This window comes from Armatimonadota bacterium, from assembly GCA_036504095.1.
In the GTDB taxonomy this organism is placed as follows: Bacteria; Armatimonadota; DTGP01; order JAKQQT01; family JAKQQT01; genus DASXUL01.
In genome coordinates this window covers 1-15,975 of record DASXVS010000011.1, presented here as the reverse complement: position 1 = coordinate 15,975, position 15,975 = coordinate 1, and the positions used below count along the sequence as shown (strand labels likewise).

Here is a 15,975-nt window from a genome sequence, read left to right as displayed (position 1 = left end):
GCCATGTACGGCTTCTTGAATCGCATGCGTCCTCCCGAGAGCGAGATCGACCTCTCATGAAGAATGCGGGATCGCAAGCCCGAACCGATTCCCACCAAATACCGTGCGCGGAACTCCATCAAGGAGCGTGCTCACGCTCACCGAGCCACGATGCCGTCGAGCGCCTTGGGCGTGAGGGCGGCAGGCTTGTATGGCCCGCGAACGCCGAGCGTCAGGAACATTGGCGACTCCCCCAGGGGCGACTGGGTTCCATAAGCGTGGGCCCAGTAGGTCCTGATGGTCTTCACGGTCGCGTCAGCCAGCGGTACCTGACGCTTGAGCGTCCGGCCTGAACGCTTCTTGAGCGACTGGAAGTGGAGACACCATCGCCCCTGGTGCTCCTTCAAGTCCCCAGCCAGGAGGGCGCACGCCTCCCCCTCCCGGAGCCCGCCCTCTACCAGCACGCGAAGAACAGCGTCGTCGCGCTTGCCCTGAAGCGTCCGGCGGTCAGGCGTGGCAAGCATCTTCTTCACGTCGCCGTCTTCCAAGAATTCTGTTGGGCGTTCGTTCATGGGGAGGCCTATCGTTAGCGCCTCCCCATCCAACTCGTCTACCTACTAGCCAATTAGCTTGGAATCCTTTGAGCGTTTCCGCTCCCCGCAAGTCGTCGACTTTGCCGGCGGAGACCTTCGCGCATGCCATATGTCCCGGGCTTAGCAGGCCGAAAGTGTTTGCGGCTCGCAGCCAACAAAGCCGATGCGCAGGCTTCCCAATCTCGTGGTCTCATCGTGCCTCCTTCGTCCCATCTGGCAAACACTTTCGCCGTGGCCCTGAGAACCTCACCCACATACTCGCGCACAGGTCGTCTTGAGTTCGACGATCTATCGCTGGCTAGTTCCCATTGCGCATACGCCTCAACGAAGACGTGAAGGTGAATCCCCAGAACAAGAACCTCCGGGGATCCGAACCATTGCAACCTTGCCCTGCAGACCAGAATGTCATCGAGATTGCCAGCTTCCTGTTCGAATGGATTGATCAGCGGTTTCATACACGTCTCCTGTGGCCGCAGCCGTGACCGGCTCCGGACTGGTTTGGCGCGAGCACCTCAAAGAACGTCGCTCCTCGGCGCTCCTGGCGGTCCCGCGCTGACAGGTACTTTGGGAGACCGCGCCAGACTCCTTGAACGAGGTGGCATAAGTGTGTAGGAAATCGTCAGGCGACTTCTCGGCGGCCGAGGGGCCCTCGTCGAACGGCTTGCGATGTGTAGGATCAGGAGGTGAGGCGATGCCGAAGCTGCTTGAAGCCCTTGGGGACAAGGAACTCAAGAGCTTGGAGCGCGTGAACGTGATGCTCTATCGGGGCCAGCTCCGATGGCTCGACGAGTTCATCGCCACCTACAACGCCCGCGCGCGGGACGAAAACGCGAAGGGCGGCCTCCGGGCCCGGCGCTCGCCCATCAACCGAAGTCACGTCCTCCGGTTCGCGCTGACCCATCTCAAGGACCACCTCGCCGAGGAGTTGGACAAGGCGTCTTTGAAGCCGATGGTCTACGAGTTCACGTGGCGCCGCCCGCCGCCTCCGACGCGGACCAAGGTCATGACCCCGCCTCCATCGGTCGAGGAGCTTCGAGCGGCCCGGCGGGCGCGACGTGATCGCGAGCGGTGATCAGGCGCCGAGGTGTGTCCCCAGCCCTGGCGTGTGCTGACCTTGTGACAGCCGGGGCGATCATCGACCGCGGCAGTTCTCCGGGAGCACCAGCGCCGCCAACGCTCAAATGGCAAGGCCCACCGATGGCCAGGACAGCGCGCTGCGGCGCTTCGAGCAGCAACGACACTCCGGAGGCTTGGGCGACCGGGGGCGGAGAGCCAGACGGGGCGCGACGACTCTGACGACCGCCTCGCCTCGTTCATTCCTCCAGGGAGACGGAGGAGCCCATGATCCCGGAACTGGCCTTCTTGTTGTTGTTCTCGTCCATGACCTTGATGTGCGACTTGTCGAGGTCATTGGGGGTGTTCAGTTGAGCCCACATCCGCCACAGGTTCTGGGCCACTCGGAGCCGAGTGGGCTTCGTGGAAGCATCCCAGCCCGGGGCGACGGTGACGACCAGCTCGTCCGCGTCGAGTTCGCTGGTAGCGATGCTCACGAGCGTTCGATTGGATACTCCCGCTTTTTCGAGCCGCTGTTTCAGGGTGATGAGGGAAGCGCGCTTCTTTTGGGTCAGCCGCGCCTCCTCTTCCCGGCGGTTGGTCGCGGCGGTGACAGCCTCCAAGCGCGCAAGGTGGTCTTGCCGGAAGGCCTGGACTGGTGCCCGCTCCGCGACGAGGAACTGGCCCACCCACTTCTCGGCGGCTTCGGCAGCGCCGGGCAGTAGACGCTTCGCCTCGTCGCGCTCGCCCGGCTTCCTGTAACTGATCGTGACTTCGAAGGACCAGTCCCCTTCCCTCCACTCAATCCCGCCCCGCTTTTCCTTCGCTCCGTCCGTGACTCTGGCTTCGCGGTCGCCGACCTTGGCGAGCTTGTACGTCTTGTCGGGCGGCGGCAACGGAGCGGGCTGCTTCTCGGCGAAGAACCGGAGTACCAGGCTCGATGCCTCATCCGCGGCGTCGTAGGTGGCGCGAATCGCAGAGCTTCCTTGGGTGCGCTCTGCCAGCGCGAGCTTGAATCCAGCGAAGTTGGGCGGCGCGAGGAGCCTTGGATCTTGCGTCGCGAGGGCGTCCCCGCTCTCGGTGGGCGGCGGAGACCGAGGCGGCACATTTGCCGGGGCGGCAACCGCGGCTGGCTTGGGTTCCTGTGCGCCTGAGTGCGAGTCCTTGTGCCTGAAAGCACCCGTTTCTTGGAGGAACAGGGCGCCGGAGAGAAGTGTCGCGGCGAGCTTGGCCCCGGGGGACCACTTCGTTCGCGCCCACGCCAGCCAGATGCCGAGCGGCGGCAGGAAGATGAGCGCGGCGACTACCAGCGCGGGCCGCGAGTACCAAGGCTTCGTGTCCATCGGCGCTCCTGAGTCCTTCAGGGTGCGCCTCGCGCACTCTTCCCGGCCCCCTGCGCCTTGGCCTTGACCGGCTCCGCCCAGAGGTACTCGTCGTTGTTCCAGAGCGCGAGGAGGCGAAGCTTGGGCAGGACGTGGCCCATGACATTGATGGTTCCTTCGACTCTCGCGAAGATGTGCAACTCCTTCAGGGAGCCCGGCGGCCCGTAGAGCGACCCGGGCAAGCCCGCGAGAGGAGGCCCGATGAAGAACCAACGCCCGAATCGCGAAACCACCTCGAACTGGGTTGACTGGTCAGTGATCCGGAGGTTGTCCACCGAGGCGTCTTGCGTCTCCGCGCAAAACTCGACGTAGCCCGTGCGGCCTTTGAGCCCTTCCTCCAGCTCTTGTTGCGTCGGGAGCTGGTCATCCCACACCGTGTCCTTCCCCTTCTTCAAGTTCGCCCGCAGGGCCACCTGCGCCGCCTCGTATCTCTCCTCAATCTCCGCGGCCTTCGGGTGAGCGGGGTTGGGCTTGCAGGACTCCCGCAGTTCAGGGAGCGACTCCTTCTTCACTCTCGGCGTGCTCGCCTCGGCGCGTCTGGCGTCCTTACGGGCCTCCGCGCGATTCCGGATGTCTTGCGGCGACAGGTGGCCGGCCCGCCCTGCTTCCAAGTCCTCCAGGAGCAGTATCGGCTCCTGTTCCTTGGGGTAAGTGTCCGCATGGCGCCGGGCGGCTTCGATGGCTGCGCCCCAGTTCCCCTGCTCCGCCAAGCATCGGGCGATGCCGTAGTTGGCCTCGGTCGCCTCGTGGAGAATGGGTAGCGCCTCCTCGCATCTACCCAAGTGCATCAGCGAAAGCCCGAGCGAGCCTCGCCGGCTGCCGATCCCGTCCGCCCCAGGAGCCAGGGAAACTGACTCCCGGAACAGCCCTGCCGCATGTTCGTAGTCGCCGGCCGCGTAGGCATGCTGGCCCTCCCTGTCCTTTGCGCGGGCCTCTTCGTTGTCGTTGTCGCCCCAAGGCCACGCCTTCGCGACCACGGGGCAGAGTACGAGCGCGGCTACTGCCAGGAACCAGCGTCGATGAAGTCCCATGAACACCTCCCCGGGCCGGCTCAGGCAGGCCCCAGCCGACTTGGCCCGTATACCGTGGTTAGACATTTTACGTCTAGTTTGCCTTGCTCCACGGCATCCTACGTCCTGTGCCCCGGACGACTCTGTCGCGAGGATGGCGCCCGAGGTCTTCATGGGCGCTGTCGAGAAGAGACTTGGGCGACGGGTCGCCGATCAGCGGAAGCGAGCCGGGCTCACGCAGGCCCAACTCGCCGAGAGGATCGGGGTGGCCAACGAGACCATCAGCCGGCTGGAACGCGGGTCCGCCGTTCCGTCCCTGGGCCGGGTGGAAGCGGTCGCCTCGGCGCTCGGCGTCGAGTTGTCGGAGCTGTTCCGCACGCTCGACCGCGAACGCCAGAAGGACCGCGCCCTGGACCGGCTCGTCGCGGTCGCTCGCCGGGGAAGCGCCGCGGACGTGGATGCCATTGCCGATGTCGTGGAGCGGATCCTGGGGCACTTCGGCCGGCGAGGGTGACTGAAGTCCGGCATTTGCGCCGGGTACGGAACGCGCCCGACGCGGCGTTCAGGGCCTTCGAACGGCTCGGCCGGCAGCCCTCCTCGTTCTTCTGCTAGGCTGCTCTTCTGTGTTCGCCTACACCGACGAATCCGGCCAAACGGGCCTCGACATCTTTCACGAGGCCCAGCCTGTCTTCTGGACCCTAACCCTCCTTTCACCGGTTGATCTCGACGACCTCCTTAGGCCCCGCCACGCGGCATGGCTCAAGGAACTGGGGGCGTCGCGGCTTCACGGCTCCCAACTTGGGCTGCGGGGGATAGAGCGTCTTGCGGCCTCAGCGCAGGAATTCCTTGAAGTCGCAGAGAGCCGTCTCGTCCTGACCTTCATCCACAAGCCCTATTTCGGCGCGGTCAAGTTCGTGGACACGGTCCTCGACAGCGGGCTGAACAGGGCGGTTGATTCTTTGCACTACGGGTTCCGGCCGCTCCGGCTCCCGCTTACGTACGCGCTCGTGTCCAGCATGACCCTCGACGATGTGAGGGACTTCTGGGCCGCGTATGCATCAGGCAGCACAGAGCAGTTTGCGAGAGTGGTCCAGCGCGTAAAATCTGCGGTTCTGAAGTGGCCAGACCGCCGGGCCAGGCAGTTGCTTGACGACGCGCTGGCCTGGGCCTTCGACCATCCCAACGTCTTTCTAGAAGCGCGGCGCTCGAACTTGGATGCCCCGAACCTCGTCGCCTTGTCACTCATTGTCGGCGTTCTCCATCAGTACTTGGGGTTCGACGGCGGACAAGTCCTTCGGTTCGTACATGATCAACAGCAACAGTTCGGACGAGCCCTGAAGGAGATGTTCGACGTGGTCAAACAGCTTTCGCCCAAGCAGCGGCCAGTCACCTCGCTGCTTGATTGGGAAGCTATGACAACTTTCCGCTGTCCCCTGGAGTTGACCAGTTCGGCTGAGTCCCCAGCGTTGCAACTTGTTGACTGTTTGTTGTGGCTCCTCCAGCGAGCCGAAGACCTGCCCGCGGGGAGCGCTCCTGCCTGTCGCGACCTGATCGCGTTCACCTCCCGGCGGACGCTCGTCTCTGAGTTCACGTTCCACCAGCTATCGCGTGACGTGGAAGCTGAGCACGAGCGGATGCTGCGGCTTCCCGCAACAGCAGAAGGTCTGGCGCGTGCGCAACAGCTCCTTGCCGAAATGGAGACGATTCGAAAGGCTCGCATGGTCGAAGAAGACAGGTAGGGCCGACGCCGGCAGGCAGGTCCCTGACGTCGATGCACCGCGATGCATCTGGACCGCAATGGACCGAAGTGGCGCCCGACCTAAGCCCCACACTCGCCAAAGCCTTTGGCACTCGTCTCCCGCCAAGGGCGTCTTCGATTCCCGGCGCCTCCACTTCATAACTAGTCGATAAGACTCGACTCCGGCTTCGGCCGGAGGCTCGTCTCCAAGCCGTCTCCAACGGTTTCCTGCCTCGTCCGGGGCTGAAGCGGCCCGGAGCCCTCCAACCCGTCATCCACCGGCCGCCGGTCCAGGAGCCGGATCGCGGCGTCCTTGTGGGCCGGTGACAGGTGCATGTAGCGCTGCGTCGTCGTGAGGTCCTGGTGGCCGGCGAGCTCCTGGATCGCCTTCGCCGTCGCGCCCTGCATCGCGAGGTGCGAGCAGAACGTGTGGCGCAGGATGTGGAAGCCGCCGTTCGCCGGCAGCACGGCCCGGCGCTGCGCGCGCTCCATCCACATCCGGATCTCCTTGTTCGTCGGGACCGCCCCACCGTCGTAGTACAGGACGCGCGGGCCCTTGAGGTGACGGTGGGCCTGCAGCGCCTCGACCAGCCGCTCGGTCAGCGGCAGCCGGCGCGACCGACCGCCCTTCGGCAAGGTGACCTGGCCGTTCCACGAGCTGCGCTGGACGTGCATCGTCCGTCGCCGCAGGTCCACGTCGGTCCACTCGAGCGCGATCGCCTCGCCGCGGCGCAGCCCGGCGTCGCCGCCGAGGAGCACGAGCAGCTCGATGCGGGGATCGATGGCCGCCGCCGCCTCGACGAGCCGGAGGTACTCGGCGAAGTCGTAGAACGCGACCTCGCCCATGTCCCACTTGAGGAGCCGGATCCGGCAGGGCATCGCGTCGATGACCTTCCAGTCCACGGCGCGCTTCAGCATCACCGACAGCGCGCTCAGGACGTTGTTGATGGACTTGTTCGCCTTCCCGTCCTCGACCAGCCTGCCCTTGAACCGCTGCACGAGCTCGTCGCCGATCGCGTCGAGGCGCATCGAGCCGAAGGTCGGCCCGAGGTGCGTGCGGTACACGCTCTCGTGCGCCTCCGCGCTCGACGGCTTGAGCCGGTTCGCCTTCACGTGGCCCTCGACGAAGCGAGGCTTGAACTCGGCCAGGGTCGGGACCTGGCGCTCCTCCTTTGGCTTTCTCCCTTTCTGAGTGAGGATCTGACCCTCGCGCTCCTGACCCCACCGGAGCGCGGCGCTCTTCCCGCTCACGGGCGCCTTCACCCGCTCGCGGATCGGCGTACCGTCCGGCAGTCGCAGCGCCAGGTCCACTTCCCACCCGTCCGTCACCTGCTCGCACCCGGGGGCACAGCGCAGGCGGCCTTGCTTCCGACCACCCTGCCCGCTCTCCAGTCGCGGGCAACCCGGGACGTGGTTCACGGCCACCACGTAAGGCCTGATCTTCACCATCGCGCCTCCTGCTTCGCGACGGTGCACGCCTTCCGGTGAACTGTAACGGGCACGGGTTGACTCAGCGAGCCCGACCAAGGAGGGAGTCCAGCTCGCTGCGATTAAACCGGAGGCGCCGCCGACCAAGACGGTGGGCAGGCACCTGGCCGCGCTCGACCGCGGCGTAGAGCGCCTTCCGCGTCGGCAGGCCCAGGTAGACGGTCGCTTCGTCCGCGGTGAGCCAGCGAAGCTGCCGCTCGGCGCTGTCGATACGGACGCGCGTCCTGGCCTGCGGGCGCTTCACGCTGACGCGGGTAGCCGCCGGTGGACTCTCGTGGACTCCACCCGGCTCGGCCTTCGCGCTGCGCTCCGGGTTCCATTCGAAGATGGCCTGCTCCGCGCGCGGCTCCGCCATGGTCCGTTCCCGCTACTTCTTCCGATCGGTGCCGGGTGCGTCGAAGCCCGCGCCCTTCTCGCGGACCTCCTGGCTGCGCCGGTAGAGCATGTGGAGCAGGTACTGCTCGCGGTCCATCCCGAGCTTCTCCCGGTCGGCATCGAGCAGCGCGGCCGCCGCGTGGGGGAGGCCGAAGTCGGTCAGGTAACCGTGCGAGACCCGGACGACGAGCGCGGTGAGGTCGATCCGGCGGCGCGCCGCGTCGTCCTTCAGCATCGTCACGAGCTCCCGCGGCATCCGGAAGGTCTGCATCACCTTCTCGCTCGAGAGAACGTCGTGCCGCTCCGCGCCTGCGATCTTGGGTGTCATACTGGTAGACAGCCTCCTGTATGCTATACGTATAGACATGCTTCGCGATCGTCAACGTCACCGTCAGTCTCCTGTTGGGTCCGCCGAGCCAACCGCGTCGAGGCGGGTCGACGGCGCGAGGCGCTTCGGCTCCCACTCCTGACGCCGACCAGGACGCGGCGAGGATCCGTCGTGGACGAGGGAGGCCGGTCCTGGTTTAAACGCTAATGGTGAAGCGGAAGACCACTGGGCTTGATCCGGTTTCGTGGACACCGAGTGAAAGGCGGATACGGTGTCCCATATGGCCGGAGACGCGCAGCAGCGGCGGCAGCGTAGGAGCTTCACGGAGGAGTTCAAGGCGGGCGCGGTGCGCCTGGTCCTGGACGAAGGCAAGACCATCCCGCAGGTGGCTCGCGACCTCGACCTGACCGAGTCCAGCGTGCGGAGCTGGGTCGAGCGGGCGCGGGCGGACCGGGGCAAGGGCAAGTCGGGGGTGCTCACGACGGCCGAGAAGGAGGAACTGGCGGCGCTGCGCAAGGAAGTCCGCGTGCTGAGGATGGAGCGGGACATCCTAAAAAAAGCCGCGGCCTTCTTCGCGAAGGAGAACAGCTGAGGTTCGCGTTCATCCATGCGGAGAAGGCCTCGTTCCCGATCACCTCGATGTGCTCGATCCTCCGAGTCTCGCGCGCCGGCTACTACGCCTGGATCGACCGACCGCCCTCGGCGCACGCTGCGGATGACCAGCTGCTCGCCGGGCGCGTTCGCGAAATCCACGAGCTGACCAAGAAGAGATACGGCGCCCCGCGCGTCCAGAAGGAGCTGGCGAAGGCGCAGGACATCCACGTGAGCCGGAAGCGGGTCGCTCGACTGATGCGCCAGGAAGGGCTCAGGGCGCGTCCCAGGCGGCGTTTCAAGTGCACTACGATGAGCGACCACGACCAGCCGGTCGCGGCCAACATCCTCGACCGGAACTTCGAGGCGACCGCGCCGAACCAGAAGTGGGTCGGCGACACGACGGAGCTGCTCACCGGGAACGGCAAGCTGTTCCTCGCCGTCGTCCTCGACCTGTACTCGAAGTTCGTCGTCGGGTGGGCCCTGTCGCCGGTGAACGACCGCCACCTCACCATCGCCGCGCTCGAGATGGCCATCAAGCGGCGCTGCCCCGGCATCGGGCTGCTCCACCACTCGGACCAGGGGTCGACCTATGCGAGCGAGGACTACCAGCAGATCCTCGACGAGCGGGGCATCGTCTGCAGCATGAGCCGCCGCGGCAACCCATACGACAACGCCGTGATGGAGGCTTGGAACTCGACGTTCAAGATCGAGTGCGGTGAGCGGTTCCTGAACAATGAGGTTGCCAGGAACGAGTCCTTCGACTTCATCGAGGTGTTCTATAACCAGAAGCGGCTACACTCGACCATCGGCTACATCAGTCCTGCCGAGTTCGAAGCGACGTTCACGGAGAGGCAAGCAGCGTAGTCAAACTGTCTGCGGAACCGGATCAAGCCCATGTCTGCTCGCCCGTGTCGAGCGCCGCTCGCGCTGTGCGGTGGTCGATGCGTGGCCAGTCGTTTGTGAACAGTTCTCAGATGGTGCGTTCACTGTAGGCTAATAGCAAGATGAAAGACAATGGTGTGATGATGTGGCGGTAGTCACGGAGGGTGTTGGTGCGGGTAAATGAGCGCGGGAAGCGCACTAGCCCCCACATACACGGTGCGTAATGCATATGCTGCGTGCGAAGCCAGTCGAGTGTCGCGCGTTCAACTGTCTGTCGAGGGCCCGTGTGTGTCGCAGAGCTCTTGGTATTGTGTGATACTCTCTGCACTTAGAGAGTTCGTGGCCGGTCGCGCCCGAGGAGATCGAGTGACGCATCAAAACAGCCTGTGGGCGCTTGGTAGTGTCGCGGCAGCGGCCATGATGGCCGCGTGCCCTGCGTTAGCTGACGCTGGAGCCGCCGATCGTCCGAACACAGTGGCGGTCGAACTCGGCGGCCGTACAGGTGAACTCGGGGTGCAGTACGAGCGCGCGCTGGGTGACTTGATTAGCGCCGGTGGCGGAGTCGGCCTCTTCTCCATCTCGTGCACCGAGTGCAGGCAGGCGTCGTCTTTCGGGACCGCTTCTGCGTACATGACATTGAACGAGCGAGTGGGCGGCGTGCACAGTTTCTTCGTATCTGGCGGGGCGACACTCGTGATGGGGGGAGGAGTCTGGGCGGTGCCGGGGGTCGGCGTTGGGTATCGCTTGCAATCCCCGGGAGGATTCGTCATGCGCGTCAGTGTGACCTTGGTCGGCTTGCCAGGTGACCGAGGTCTGGCGAACGCCTTGTGGGTCCCGTGGCCCGGCCTGCAGTTGGGCTACGCCTTCTAAGCCCAGACCGAAGGGGACACACATGAGACGCAAGACGCTGTTGGTGCTTGTTGGAGTGGCCGCCATTGGGTGCGGCGGGTCCGCACCCTCCGTCATCGGAACATGGTACGGAGCTGTCGCTCAGGGCGCGTACGTAGGCAGTCCCGCAACGCTAACGGTGGGGACAGACAGAACGTATCCTGGCGACTACAACAGCGATGGGATCGTCGATGTGCGGGCCACGTACGCGGTCAGCGGTAACCGGGGCGGCTACGGCAGATAGAGGCGACTGGCGTTCCCGCCTGATGGCCGCGGCCGGGTTAAGAGGCGCTGACGCCTCAACCGGTGAACGTTGAAGGCGCAGGGACCTTCGCGTGGCCTCCCGCATCCGCTCGCGCGAGCGGATGCGCGCCCTGCTCTGCGAATAGCCGGCGGCGCATGAGTGCTGACCAGGGGCCCTCCGCCGCCACCGCGCCCTCGACAAGAACCCGGTAGACACCCGGCTCGCCCAGCCTGAGTCCCTGGAAGAATCCCATCGAGCGGTGGGCCTGCCCTTCCCCGCTCAGTTCAGTCACGGTCTGCGAGAGCTGGTTTCCAGCTGGGTCGAGAACGGTCACCCGCTCCCAGTGCGGCTCCACGCCGTCCTCTATCTCGTAGAGGTTGATGACCACCAGCTTCCCGATCACCGCTGGGAAGGAAGGGGCCACCACCGATTCGAGCATGTTGAAGGCGGTAAGGCGGCCTGTCACCTGGTCCAGGGAGAGGCCCTCTGCCAGCACGGTGGCAACCAGTCGAAAGGCCATCAGCAGGCCACCGGTTCGTTGGAGACGATGTCGCTTGGCGGACGGGTAATGTGATCCCTCGTGATGCGCGGCGGGAGTTCTCCTGTCTGCCACAGGTACTCTAGCTGGGCGAGGCGCCGCGGCCTCGACGCGAGCAACGCCAGGAGGCCCACGAGTTGCGCGCTCGGGCTCTCCCTGCCCCGCTTCACCTTGGACAAGTAGCCGGCGGAGAGACCGAGCTGCTTCTCCAGCTCCGTCTGGGACAGGTCGGTCGTGAGCGTCTCGATGGCCTCGCGCGCCAGCTTTCCCAGGCGCTCGGCTGCGACCTTGGCGAGAGCGGCGTCGATCCGGGCAGCCGTGTGGGAGTCGATCCACTCAGCTCCGCAGTTGGAACAGGTCGGTATCTCCAGGTCGGCAGGAATCTCGAGATCAGGGAAGTTTCGGTAGAGCGTCCGCCGCCCAGCCTTCGCGAGCGGCTCGACAGCCCTCTTCCCGCATTCGGCGCATAGCCTGCTCATCTCATCCCCTCGCGAACTGCACGCGCAGCGTGCCCCCGATGCGCTTCAGCGGCTCTTCGGCGCCATGCAGCGACGCCATGATGACCTCATCGCCGTCTTCGTCACGGTCGACCGTGAACTTCACGTACCAGGTCACGAACCCTTCCAACCCAAACCGTTCCTGCAGCTCATCCGAGATCGCCACTCCATACGCGTCGTAGCCGATGTCCTCGTACTGCTTTGAGTTGATGAAGTCCTCTGGTTGAAGCTCCAGCAGCACGGCCTGGGTGAACTCCAGCATGGCCACGTACTCACGAACGTAGGGCAGCAGCCGGGCCCGATACCTGGCCCCTCCCACCGTCACCCGACCCGCAGCAGCCGCCACGTGCACTGCCGCCAGCTCGAACTTCGGCACTTCGCCTCCGGAGTTATATGGGAGTTACTCCCAAATGCAAGCGGGCCTAAGGAGTCCGTGTGAGCGTCGTAGCCTAACCCCCTGACACTACGGCATTCGTTCCCGACCGTCCTGCCGAGCGATCGCTCGGATTCTAAAAGACAAACCACTCGTACCCGAGGCTCACCGGCACGATGAACACCACCTGCCGGTCGGCCCCCATGAGCATCTCCGCCCTGGGGGTCACCGCCACGCTCCAGTGATCTCCCGCCTGCCACTCGAGGCCGACGAGAGGCGCGACGACCAGGCTGTCCCGACTCGTGTCCTTGAGGCCGAGGCCGAAGCTGTGAGGGTTCGACTTGTCGGCCACGTTCACGAGATCGAGGTTGCTGAAGGCCTGGTGCGACCAGCCAACCTCGGCGCCGACGTGGACCCGCCAGACGAGCCCGTGCACCCAGCGCCCGCCGGCGAGCGCGCCCCAGCGGCTGGTGGTCTGGCGGAGGGAGCCCTCGAATGACCCGGCTTCGGTCGTGATGCGCACGGGCGAGTGGTAGTAGGTGGCCGGCGCCTCGTAGAAGCCGGTCGCGGTCACCTCGAAGGCGCTGCTGAGCCCGTACCGCAGGCCGAGGAGGCCGCCCGCTGCGCCACCGGCGCTCGTCGAGCCGCTGCCGACCGCGGGGCTGGGACTGGGGAAGAGCGAGTAGGTCGGCGCGAGCTCGACCGTGAGCGCGCCGCGGTCGGCGCGGGCTCGGCTTCTCTGTCCGTGACAACCTCATCCTCCGATGATGTCGGCTCGGGGGCTGGTTTCCGTAATGGCGTTTATCCGTCCTATCCGCGACTCCTTGCGACGTCGGTAGATCCGGTAGCGAAGGTGGTTGATCGAGATCCCGCGCTCCGTCGCACACTCGAGCTGCGTCAGATCGCACGACTCGAAGTCTGCAACAAGCTTCGTCCACCGCATCCGTTCCGGCTCGGCCATGTCGCCCTCCGCGTGAGCGGAGGAACATCAGCTCGGCCGGCCAGGCCCGCCAGACGTGGATCCCCGGGCGTCCCTCGCCGGTGCTATCAGCAGAAGGAGCTGACCCGAAGTGGGCGGGCGCACCACGATGAAACGAGTGGGCCTCTTGACCGCATCACGACGACATGGCCTACAGGAACGTATACACCATCCTGACCTCGGCCCTTTTAAATAGGTGTTTCATGTCTACAAAGATATCCACCGAGATCACGCTCTCTACTCCCATTGCATCTCTATGCCGGGACTCTGGCACATATGCCTGATAACTTAACCCCGCAGGATCGAAGTTGTACGGCATGCCGTTAGCCTTCAAGAAGGCTACGATCTTATCATCCCCGTCACCGACCGCCAAACACCGCCGAACGAGCTCCTCCGTCGCAGCCACAGTGGGCGTACCTCTCCCCTTGCAACCCCAAGCAGCGACTACGCACAATGCAACCGCAAAATATCTTCGCATACCTAGGGGCTCCGGGCTTCCGCAGCCTCAGGGATTCTAATGCCCCACCCTGGCGCCGGCATCAAGGGAGTGACGTGGCCGAATCCGTTGGCCTCCACAAACGAATACGAATACGAGTTACTGTTGGGACCGATCGGCCCATACGGTATACGAGCACTGTTTACGATATCCTGAAACGCTTGCATTCTTCCTTGGACCTGGACCAGCGAAAGACTAGTCTCCTTGGGCCTACCGGCGCCTGCTCCGGCGCGGTTGCTCGGCTTCTCTGTCCGTGACAACCTCATCCTCCGATGATGTCGGCTCGGGGGCTGGTTTCTGTAATGGCGTTTATCCGTCCTATCCGCCGAGGCCTGGTTCGCCTCCCTCCTTGGACCTACCGGCGCCCGCTCCCGCGCGGTTGCTCGGCTTCTCTGGCCGTGACAAGCTCCCCTCCGATGATTCCGGCTCGGGGGTCTCGTTTCCGTAATGGAGGTTATCCCTCCTATCCGTAACGGACCGTCGACTACATCAAGAGGCAGGGATTGCGTAAAGAAGCCCCACAGGTAGAAGCGCTACGTTCACGTGAGTTCGCCAGGAGGACGCTAACTATGCGCGGCCGAGTCCTTCTTGCTGCCGCGTTGATTGCAGCGGGAATATGTTGCATTCTCCTGGCAGTGTGGCTCTTTCTGCCGGTTGCCGTCAATTGGCCTGATTCCTGGATGGGTGGAATATACATCTTGGGCTTGCTGATTGGTGGCGCAGGCATCGCCTTCAAGGGTGTCCGGATGCTGCGAAGAAGGCCGAAGTGCTTCGGCAAGGGGCGCGGCGAGTGCGAGCGAGCGTGAGTGGGGTGGGGCATGCACGCATCCCGATCTCACCACTCATGTAGCGTGGGCTACGCCAGATGGTGCGGACGGGCAACGCGATGCAGTGGACGACGAGGCCGAGGCAGCTCGCAGCCCCCACGACCAAGTTCGCATGAGCCGCGCTGACCCGCAGGGCAGACTCTACGACGCGATGATCGCCATCGCAGAGCGTCGGCTGGACAAGGCCGGACTCGCCTCGCTCCTGGCCGCACTGGGTGGCCGACCGAGTTGCTGACCCCGGGAAGCGGCCCCGGCCGTCTCCAGAACATGCGTGTTCGGTTTAGCGGCCGGTCGGGGCGCGCCTGACCGCGCGTAAGTCCCTGTTCTGCGATCCGAAAAATGGGAACGGCCACCGACCTCTGATCTGGTTCGCGTTGCGAGGCGAGAACCAGACACGGAGGCGCGATGGCCGCGAGTCAGCGTACCAGCATCCCAGCAGAGCTGCGAAGGCTGTTCCCTACCAGGTGGCTCAACGCCGCCGCGCGCGAGTCGGGGCTCGTCGAGCGCCGCCGCAAGGTCGCTCCGGCGGCGTTCTTCTGGTCCATCGTGCTGGGCTTCGGCACAGGCCACCGCCGCAGCATCGCGGCGCTGCGGAAGTTCTTCGGGGCCACGACCGGCGTCGCGCTCGTGCCGTCGTCCTTCTACGACTGGTTCAACGAGCGCACGGTCCGGTTCCTGCGCGCCGCGCTCGGGCGGGCCATCGAGCGGACCGCCGAACCGGCGGGCCCCCTGCGCGATCACCTCGCCCGGTTCAAGGACGTCTGCGCCGCGGACGCGACGGTGATCAGGCTCCGGGACGGGCTCGAGCGCGCCTACAGGGCGTGCCGCACGAACCACACCCGCGCCGCGATGAAGCTGCACCTCGTGATGAGCGTCGTCGGCGCCGGGCCACGCAGCGTCTCCATCACCGGCGAGCGCGTGAACGAGCGGCGCCGCCTCCCCATTGGCCCGTGGGTCCGCGGCCGGTTGCTGCTCTTCGACCTCGGCTACTTCAAGTGGCACCTCTTCGACCGCATCAAGAAGAACGGCGGCTACTTCGTGAGTCGGCTGCGCGATGACGCCAACCCGCTCATCATCGGCGAGAACCGCCGCTGGCGCGGGGCGTCGCGGCGCCTGCGGGGGCGCCGGCTCGGCGAGGTGAAGGACCGGCTCGCGCGCGAGGTGGTGGACCTCATCGTGCAGGTCGAGTTCGAGCGGCGCTCGTACCTCGGCCGCAAGACCCGCGAGCGCGCCTACTTCCGCGTCGTCGGCGTCCGCCACGGCGGCGCGCGCAAGCACCACTGGTACGTCACCAACGTGCCGATCACGATCCTCTCGCCGACCGAGGTGGCGAAGACCTACGCCGCCCGGTGGGAGATCGAGCTCGTCTTCCGCGAGCTGAAGAGCCACCTGCGCATGGCGCAGCTCGCCTCCGCCAAGCGCGCCGTCGTCGAGACCCTCGTCTACGCAGCACTCATCGGCCTCGCGGTGAGCCGCTCGGTCTGGCGCATCCTGCGCGCCCGCACCGACGCCGCGCGGCGCGTCTCCGAACGGCGCGTCACCGACGCCCTCGCCACCATCGCCGGCGACCTTGTCGCCGCGCTCCTGGGCGAGGTCCCCGATGCGGCGCAGCTCCGGAAATGGCATCGTCTCCTCTCACGAGAAGCGCTGGATCCCAACGTCGGCAGAGCGACCTTGAAGCGCGGATGGGCGTGCTAACCGATCACGCATG

General features: G+C 65.4%; 19 protein-coding genes. 8 read left to right on the top strand and 11 right to left on the bottom strand.

The window, feature by feature from the left end:
• Positions 1-137 precede the first annotated feature (137 nt).
• A complete protein-coding gene (locus tag VGM51_01845; GenBank protein ID HEY3411778.1) occupies positions 138-551 on the bottom strand; it encodes a site-specific integrase in 414 nt (137 codons plus the stop codon).
• Between the two features lie 712 nt (positions 552-1,263).
• Here VGM51_01845 and VGM51_01840 point away from each other — a divergent pair.
• Positions 1,264-1,644, top strand: coding sequence for a hypothetical protein (locus VGM51_01840; protein ID HEY3411777.1), 381 nt, complete (start codon positions 1,264-1,266; stop codon positions 1,642-1,644).
• Between the two features lie 241 nt (positions 1,645-1,885).
• Here VGM51_01840 and VGM51_01835 read toward each other — a convergent pair whose 3' ends face one another.
• Positions 1,886-2,968, bottom strand: a complete 1,083-nt coding sequence (locus tag VGM51_01835; GenBank protein HEY3411776.1) for a hypothetical protein — start codon at positions 2,966-2,968, stop codon at positions 1,886-1,888.
• Between the two features lie 17 nt (positions 2,969-2,985).
• Positions 2,986-4,038 (bottom strand): hypothetical protein, encoded by a 1,053-nt coding sequence (locus tag VGM51_01830; protein ID HEY3411775.1) that lies wholly within the window; start codon positions 4,036-4,038, stop codon positions 2,986-2,988.
• A 133-nt stretch (positions 4,039-4,171) separates the two neighbouring features.
• Between VGM51_01830 and VGM51_01825 the strand changes: the two genes are divergently transcribed.
• Both VGM51_01825 and VGM51_01820 read left to right on the top strand, forming a co-directional pair.
• Positions 4,172-4,531: a helix-turn-helix transcriptional regulator gene (locus VGM51_01825; GenBank protein ID HEY3411774.1), complete on the top strand. Its 360-nt coding sequence runs from the start codon at positions 4,172-4,174 to the stop codon at positions 4,529-4,531.
• A 109-nt stretch (positions 4,532-4,640) separates the two neighbouring features.
• Positions 4,641-5,756, top strand: coding sequence for a hypothetical protein (locus VGM51_01820; GenBank protein HEY3411773.1), 1,116 nt, complete (start codon positions 4,641-4,643; stop codon positions 5,754-5,756).
• Positions 5,757-5,917: 161 nt separating this feature from the next.
• Here the strand turns inward: VGM51_01820 and VGM51_01815 are convergent, their stop codons facing one another.
• The 3 genes from VGM51_01815 to VGM51_01805 form a co-directional block, all read right to left on the bottom strand.
• Positions 5,918-7,204 (bottom strand): tyrosine-type recombinase/integrase, encoded by a 1,287-nt coding sequence (locus VGM51_01815; protein ID HEY3411772.1) that lies wholly within the window; start codon positions 7,202-7,204, stop codon positions 5,918-5,920.
• Positions 7,205-7,265: 61 nt separating this feature from the next.
• Positions 7,266-7,598: a helix-turn-helix domain-containing protein gene (locus VGM51_01810; GenBank protein ID HEY3411771.1), complete on the bottom strand. Its 333-nt coding sequence runs from the start codon at positions 7,596-7,598 to the stop codon at positions 7,266-7,268.
• 12 nt (positions 7,599-7,610) lie between these two features.
• Positions 7,611-7,946, bottom strand: coding sequence for a hypothetical protein (locus VGM51_01805; GenBank protein HEY3411770.1), 336 nt, complete (start codon positions 7,944-7,946; stop codon positions 7,611-7,613).
• Between the two features lie 280 nt (positions 7,947-8,226).
• On the opposite strand from VGM51_01805, the gene VGM51_01800 reads away from it, so the two are divergent.
• The 3 genes from VGM51_01800 (at position 8,227) to VGM51_01790 (ending at position 10,554) form a co-directional block, all read left to right on the top strand.
• Positions 8,227-9,404, top strand: a protein-coding gene (locus VGM51_01800; GenBank protein HEY3411769.1) for an IS3 family transposase whose coding sequence is annotated in 2 segments (ribosomal slippage) — positions 8,227-8,509 and positions 8,509-9,404 — 1,179 coding nt in all. Because the reading frame shifts where the segments join, the coding sequence is not laid out codon by codon here.
• A gap of 384 nt (positions 9,405-9,788) precedes the next feature.
• Complete coding sequence (locus tag VGM51_01795; GenBank protein HEY3411768.1) at positions 9,789-10,292, top strand: hypothetical protein; 504 nt, start codon at positions 9,789-9,791, stop codon at positions 10,290-10,292.
• A gap of 22 nt (positions 10,293-10,314) precedes the next feature.
• On the top strand, positions 10,315-10,554 hold the full coding sequence (locus VGM51_01790) for a hypothetical protein (GenBank protein HEY3411767.1): 240 nt from the start codon (positions 10,315-10,317) through the stop codon (positions 10,552-10,554).
• Between the two features lie 55 nt (positions 10,555-10,609).
• On the opposite strand, the gene VGM51_01785 is transcribed toward VGM51_01790, so the two are convergent.
• The 5 genes from VGM51_01785 to VGM51_01765 all read right to left on the bottom strand — a co-directional run bounded on the left by VGM51_01785 (position 10,610) and on the right by VGM51_01765 (position 13,419).
• Positions 10,610-11,074, bottom strand: a complete 465-nt coding sequence (locus tag VGM51_01785; protein ID HEY3411766.1) for a hypothetical protein — start codon at positions 11,072-11,074, stop codon at positions 10,610-10,612.
• Positions 11,074-11,571 carry a helix-turn-helix domain-containing protein gene (locus VGM51_01780; protein HEY3411765.1) on the bottom strand — a complete coding sequence of 166 codons (498 nt, stop codon included), beginning with the start codon at positions 11,569-11,571 and terminating at the stop codon, positions 11,074-11,076. Before VGM51_01780 ends, VGM51_01785 begins: the two co-directional genes overlap by 1 nt.
• A gap of 1 nt (position 11,572) precedes the next feature.
• Positions 11,573-11,965, bottom strand: a complete 393-nt coding sequence (locus VGM51_01775) for a hypothetical protein (protein HEY3411764.1) — start codon at positions 11,963-11,965, stop codon at positions 11,573-11,575.
• A 133-nt stretch (positions 11,966-12,098) separates the two neighbouring features.
• Positions 12,099-12,536 carry a hypothetical protein gene (locus VGM51_01770; protein ID HEY3411763.1) on the bottom strand — a complete coding sequence of 146 codons (438 nt, stop codon included), beginning with the start codon at positions 12,534-12,536 and terminating at the stop codon, positions 12,099-12,101.
• A 556-nt stretch (positions 12,537-13,092) separates the two neighbouring features.
• The gene (locus tag VGM51_01765) at positions 13,093-13,419 is read right to left on the bottom strand and encodes a hypothetical protein (GenBank protein HEY3411762.1); all 327 of its coding nucleotides are present in this window, start codon (positions 13,417-13,419) and stop codon (positions 13,093-13,095) included.
• Between the two features lie 957 nt (positions 13,420-14,376).
• On the opposite strand from VGM51_01765, the gene VGM51_01760 reads away from it, so the two are divergent.
• Positions 14,377-14,499, top strand: a complete 123-nt coding sequence (locus VGM51_01760) for a hypothetical protein (protein ID HEY3411761.1) — start codon at positions 14,377-14,379, stop codon at positions 14,497-14,499.
• A 170-nt stretch (positions 14,500-14,669) separates the two neighbouring features.
• The gene (locus VGM51_01755; GenBank protein ID HEY3411760.1) at positions 14,670-15,962 is read left to right on the top strand and encodes an IS4 family transposase; all 1,293 of its coding nucleotides are present in this window, start codon (positions 14,670-14,672) and stop codon (positions 15,960-15,962) included.
• Positions 15,963-15,975: the final 13 nt, after the last annotated feature.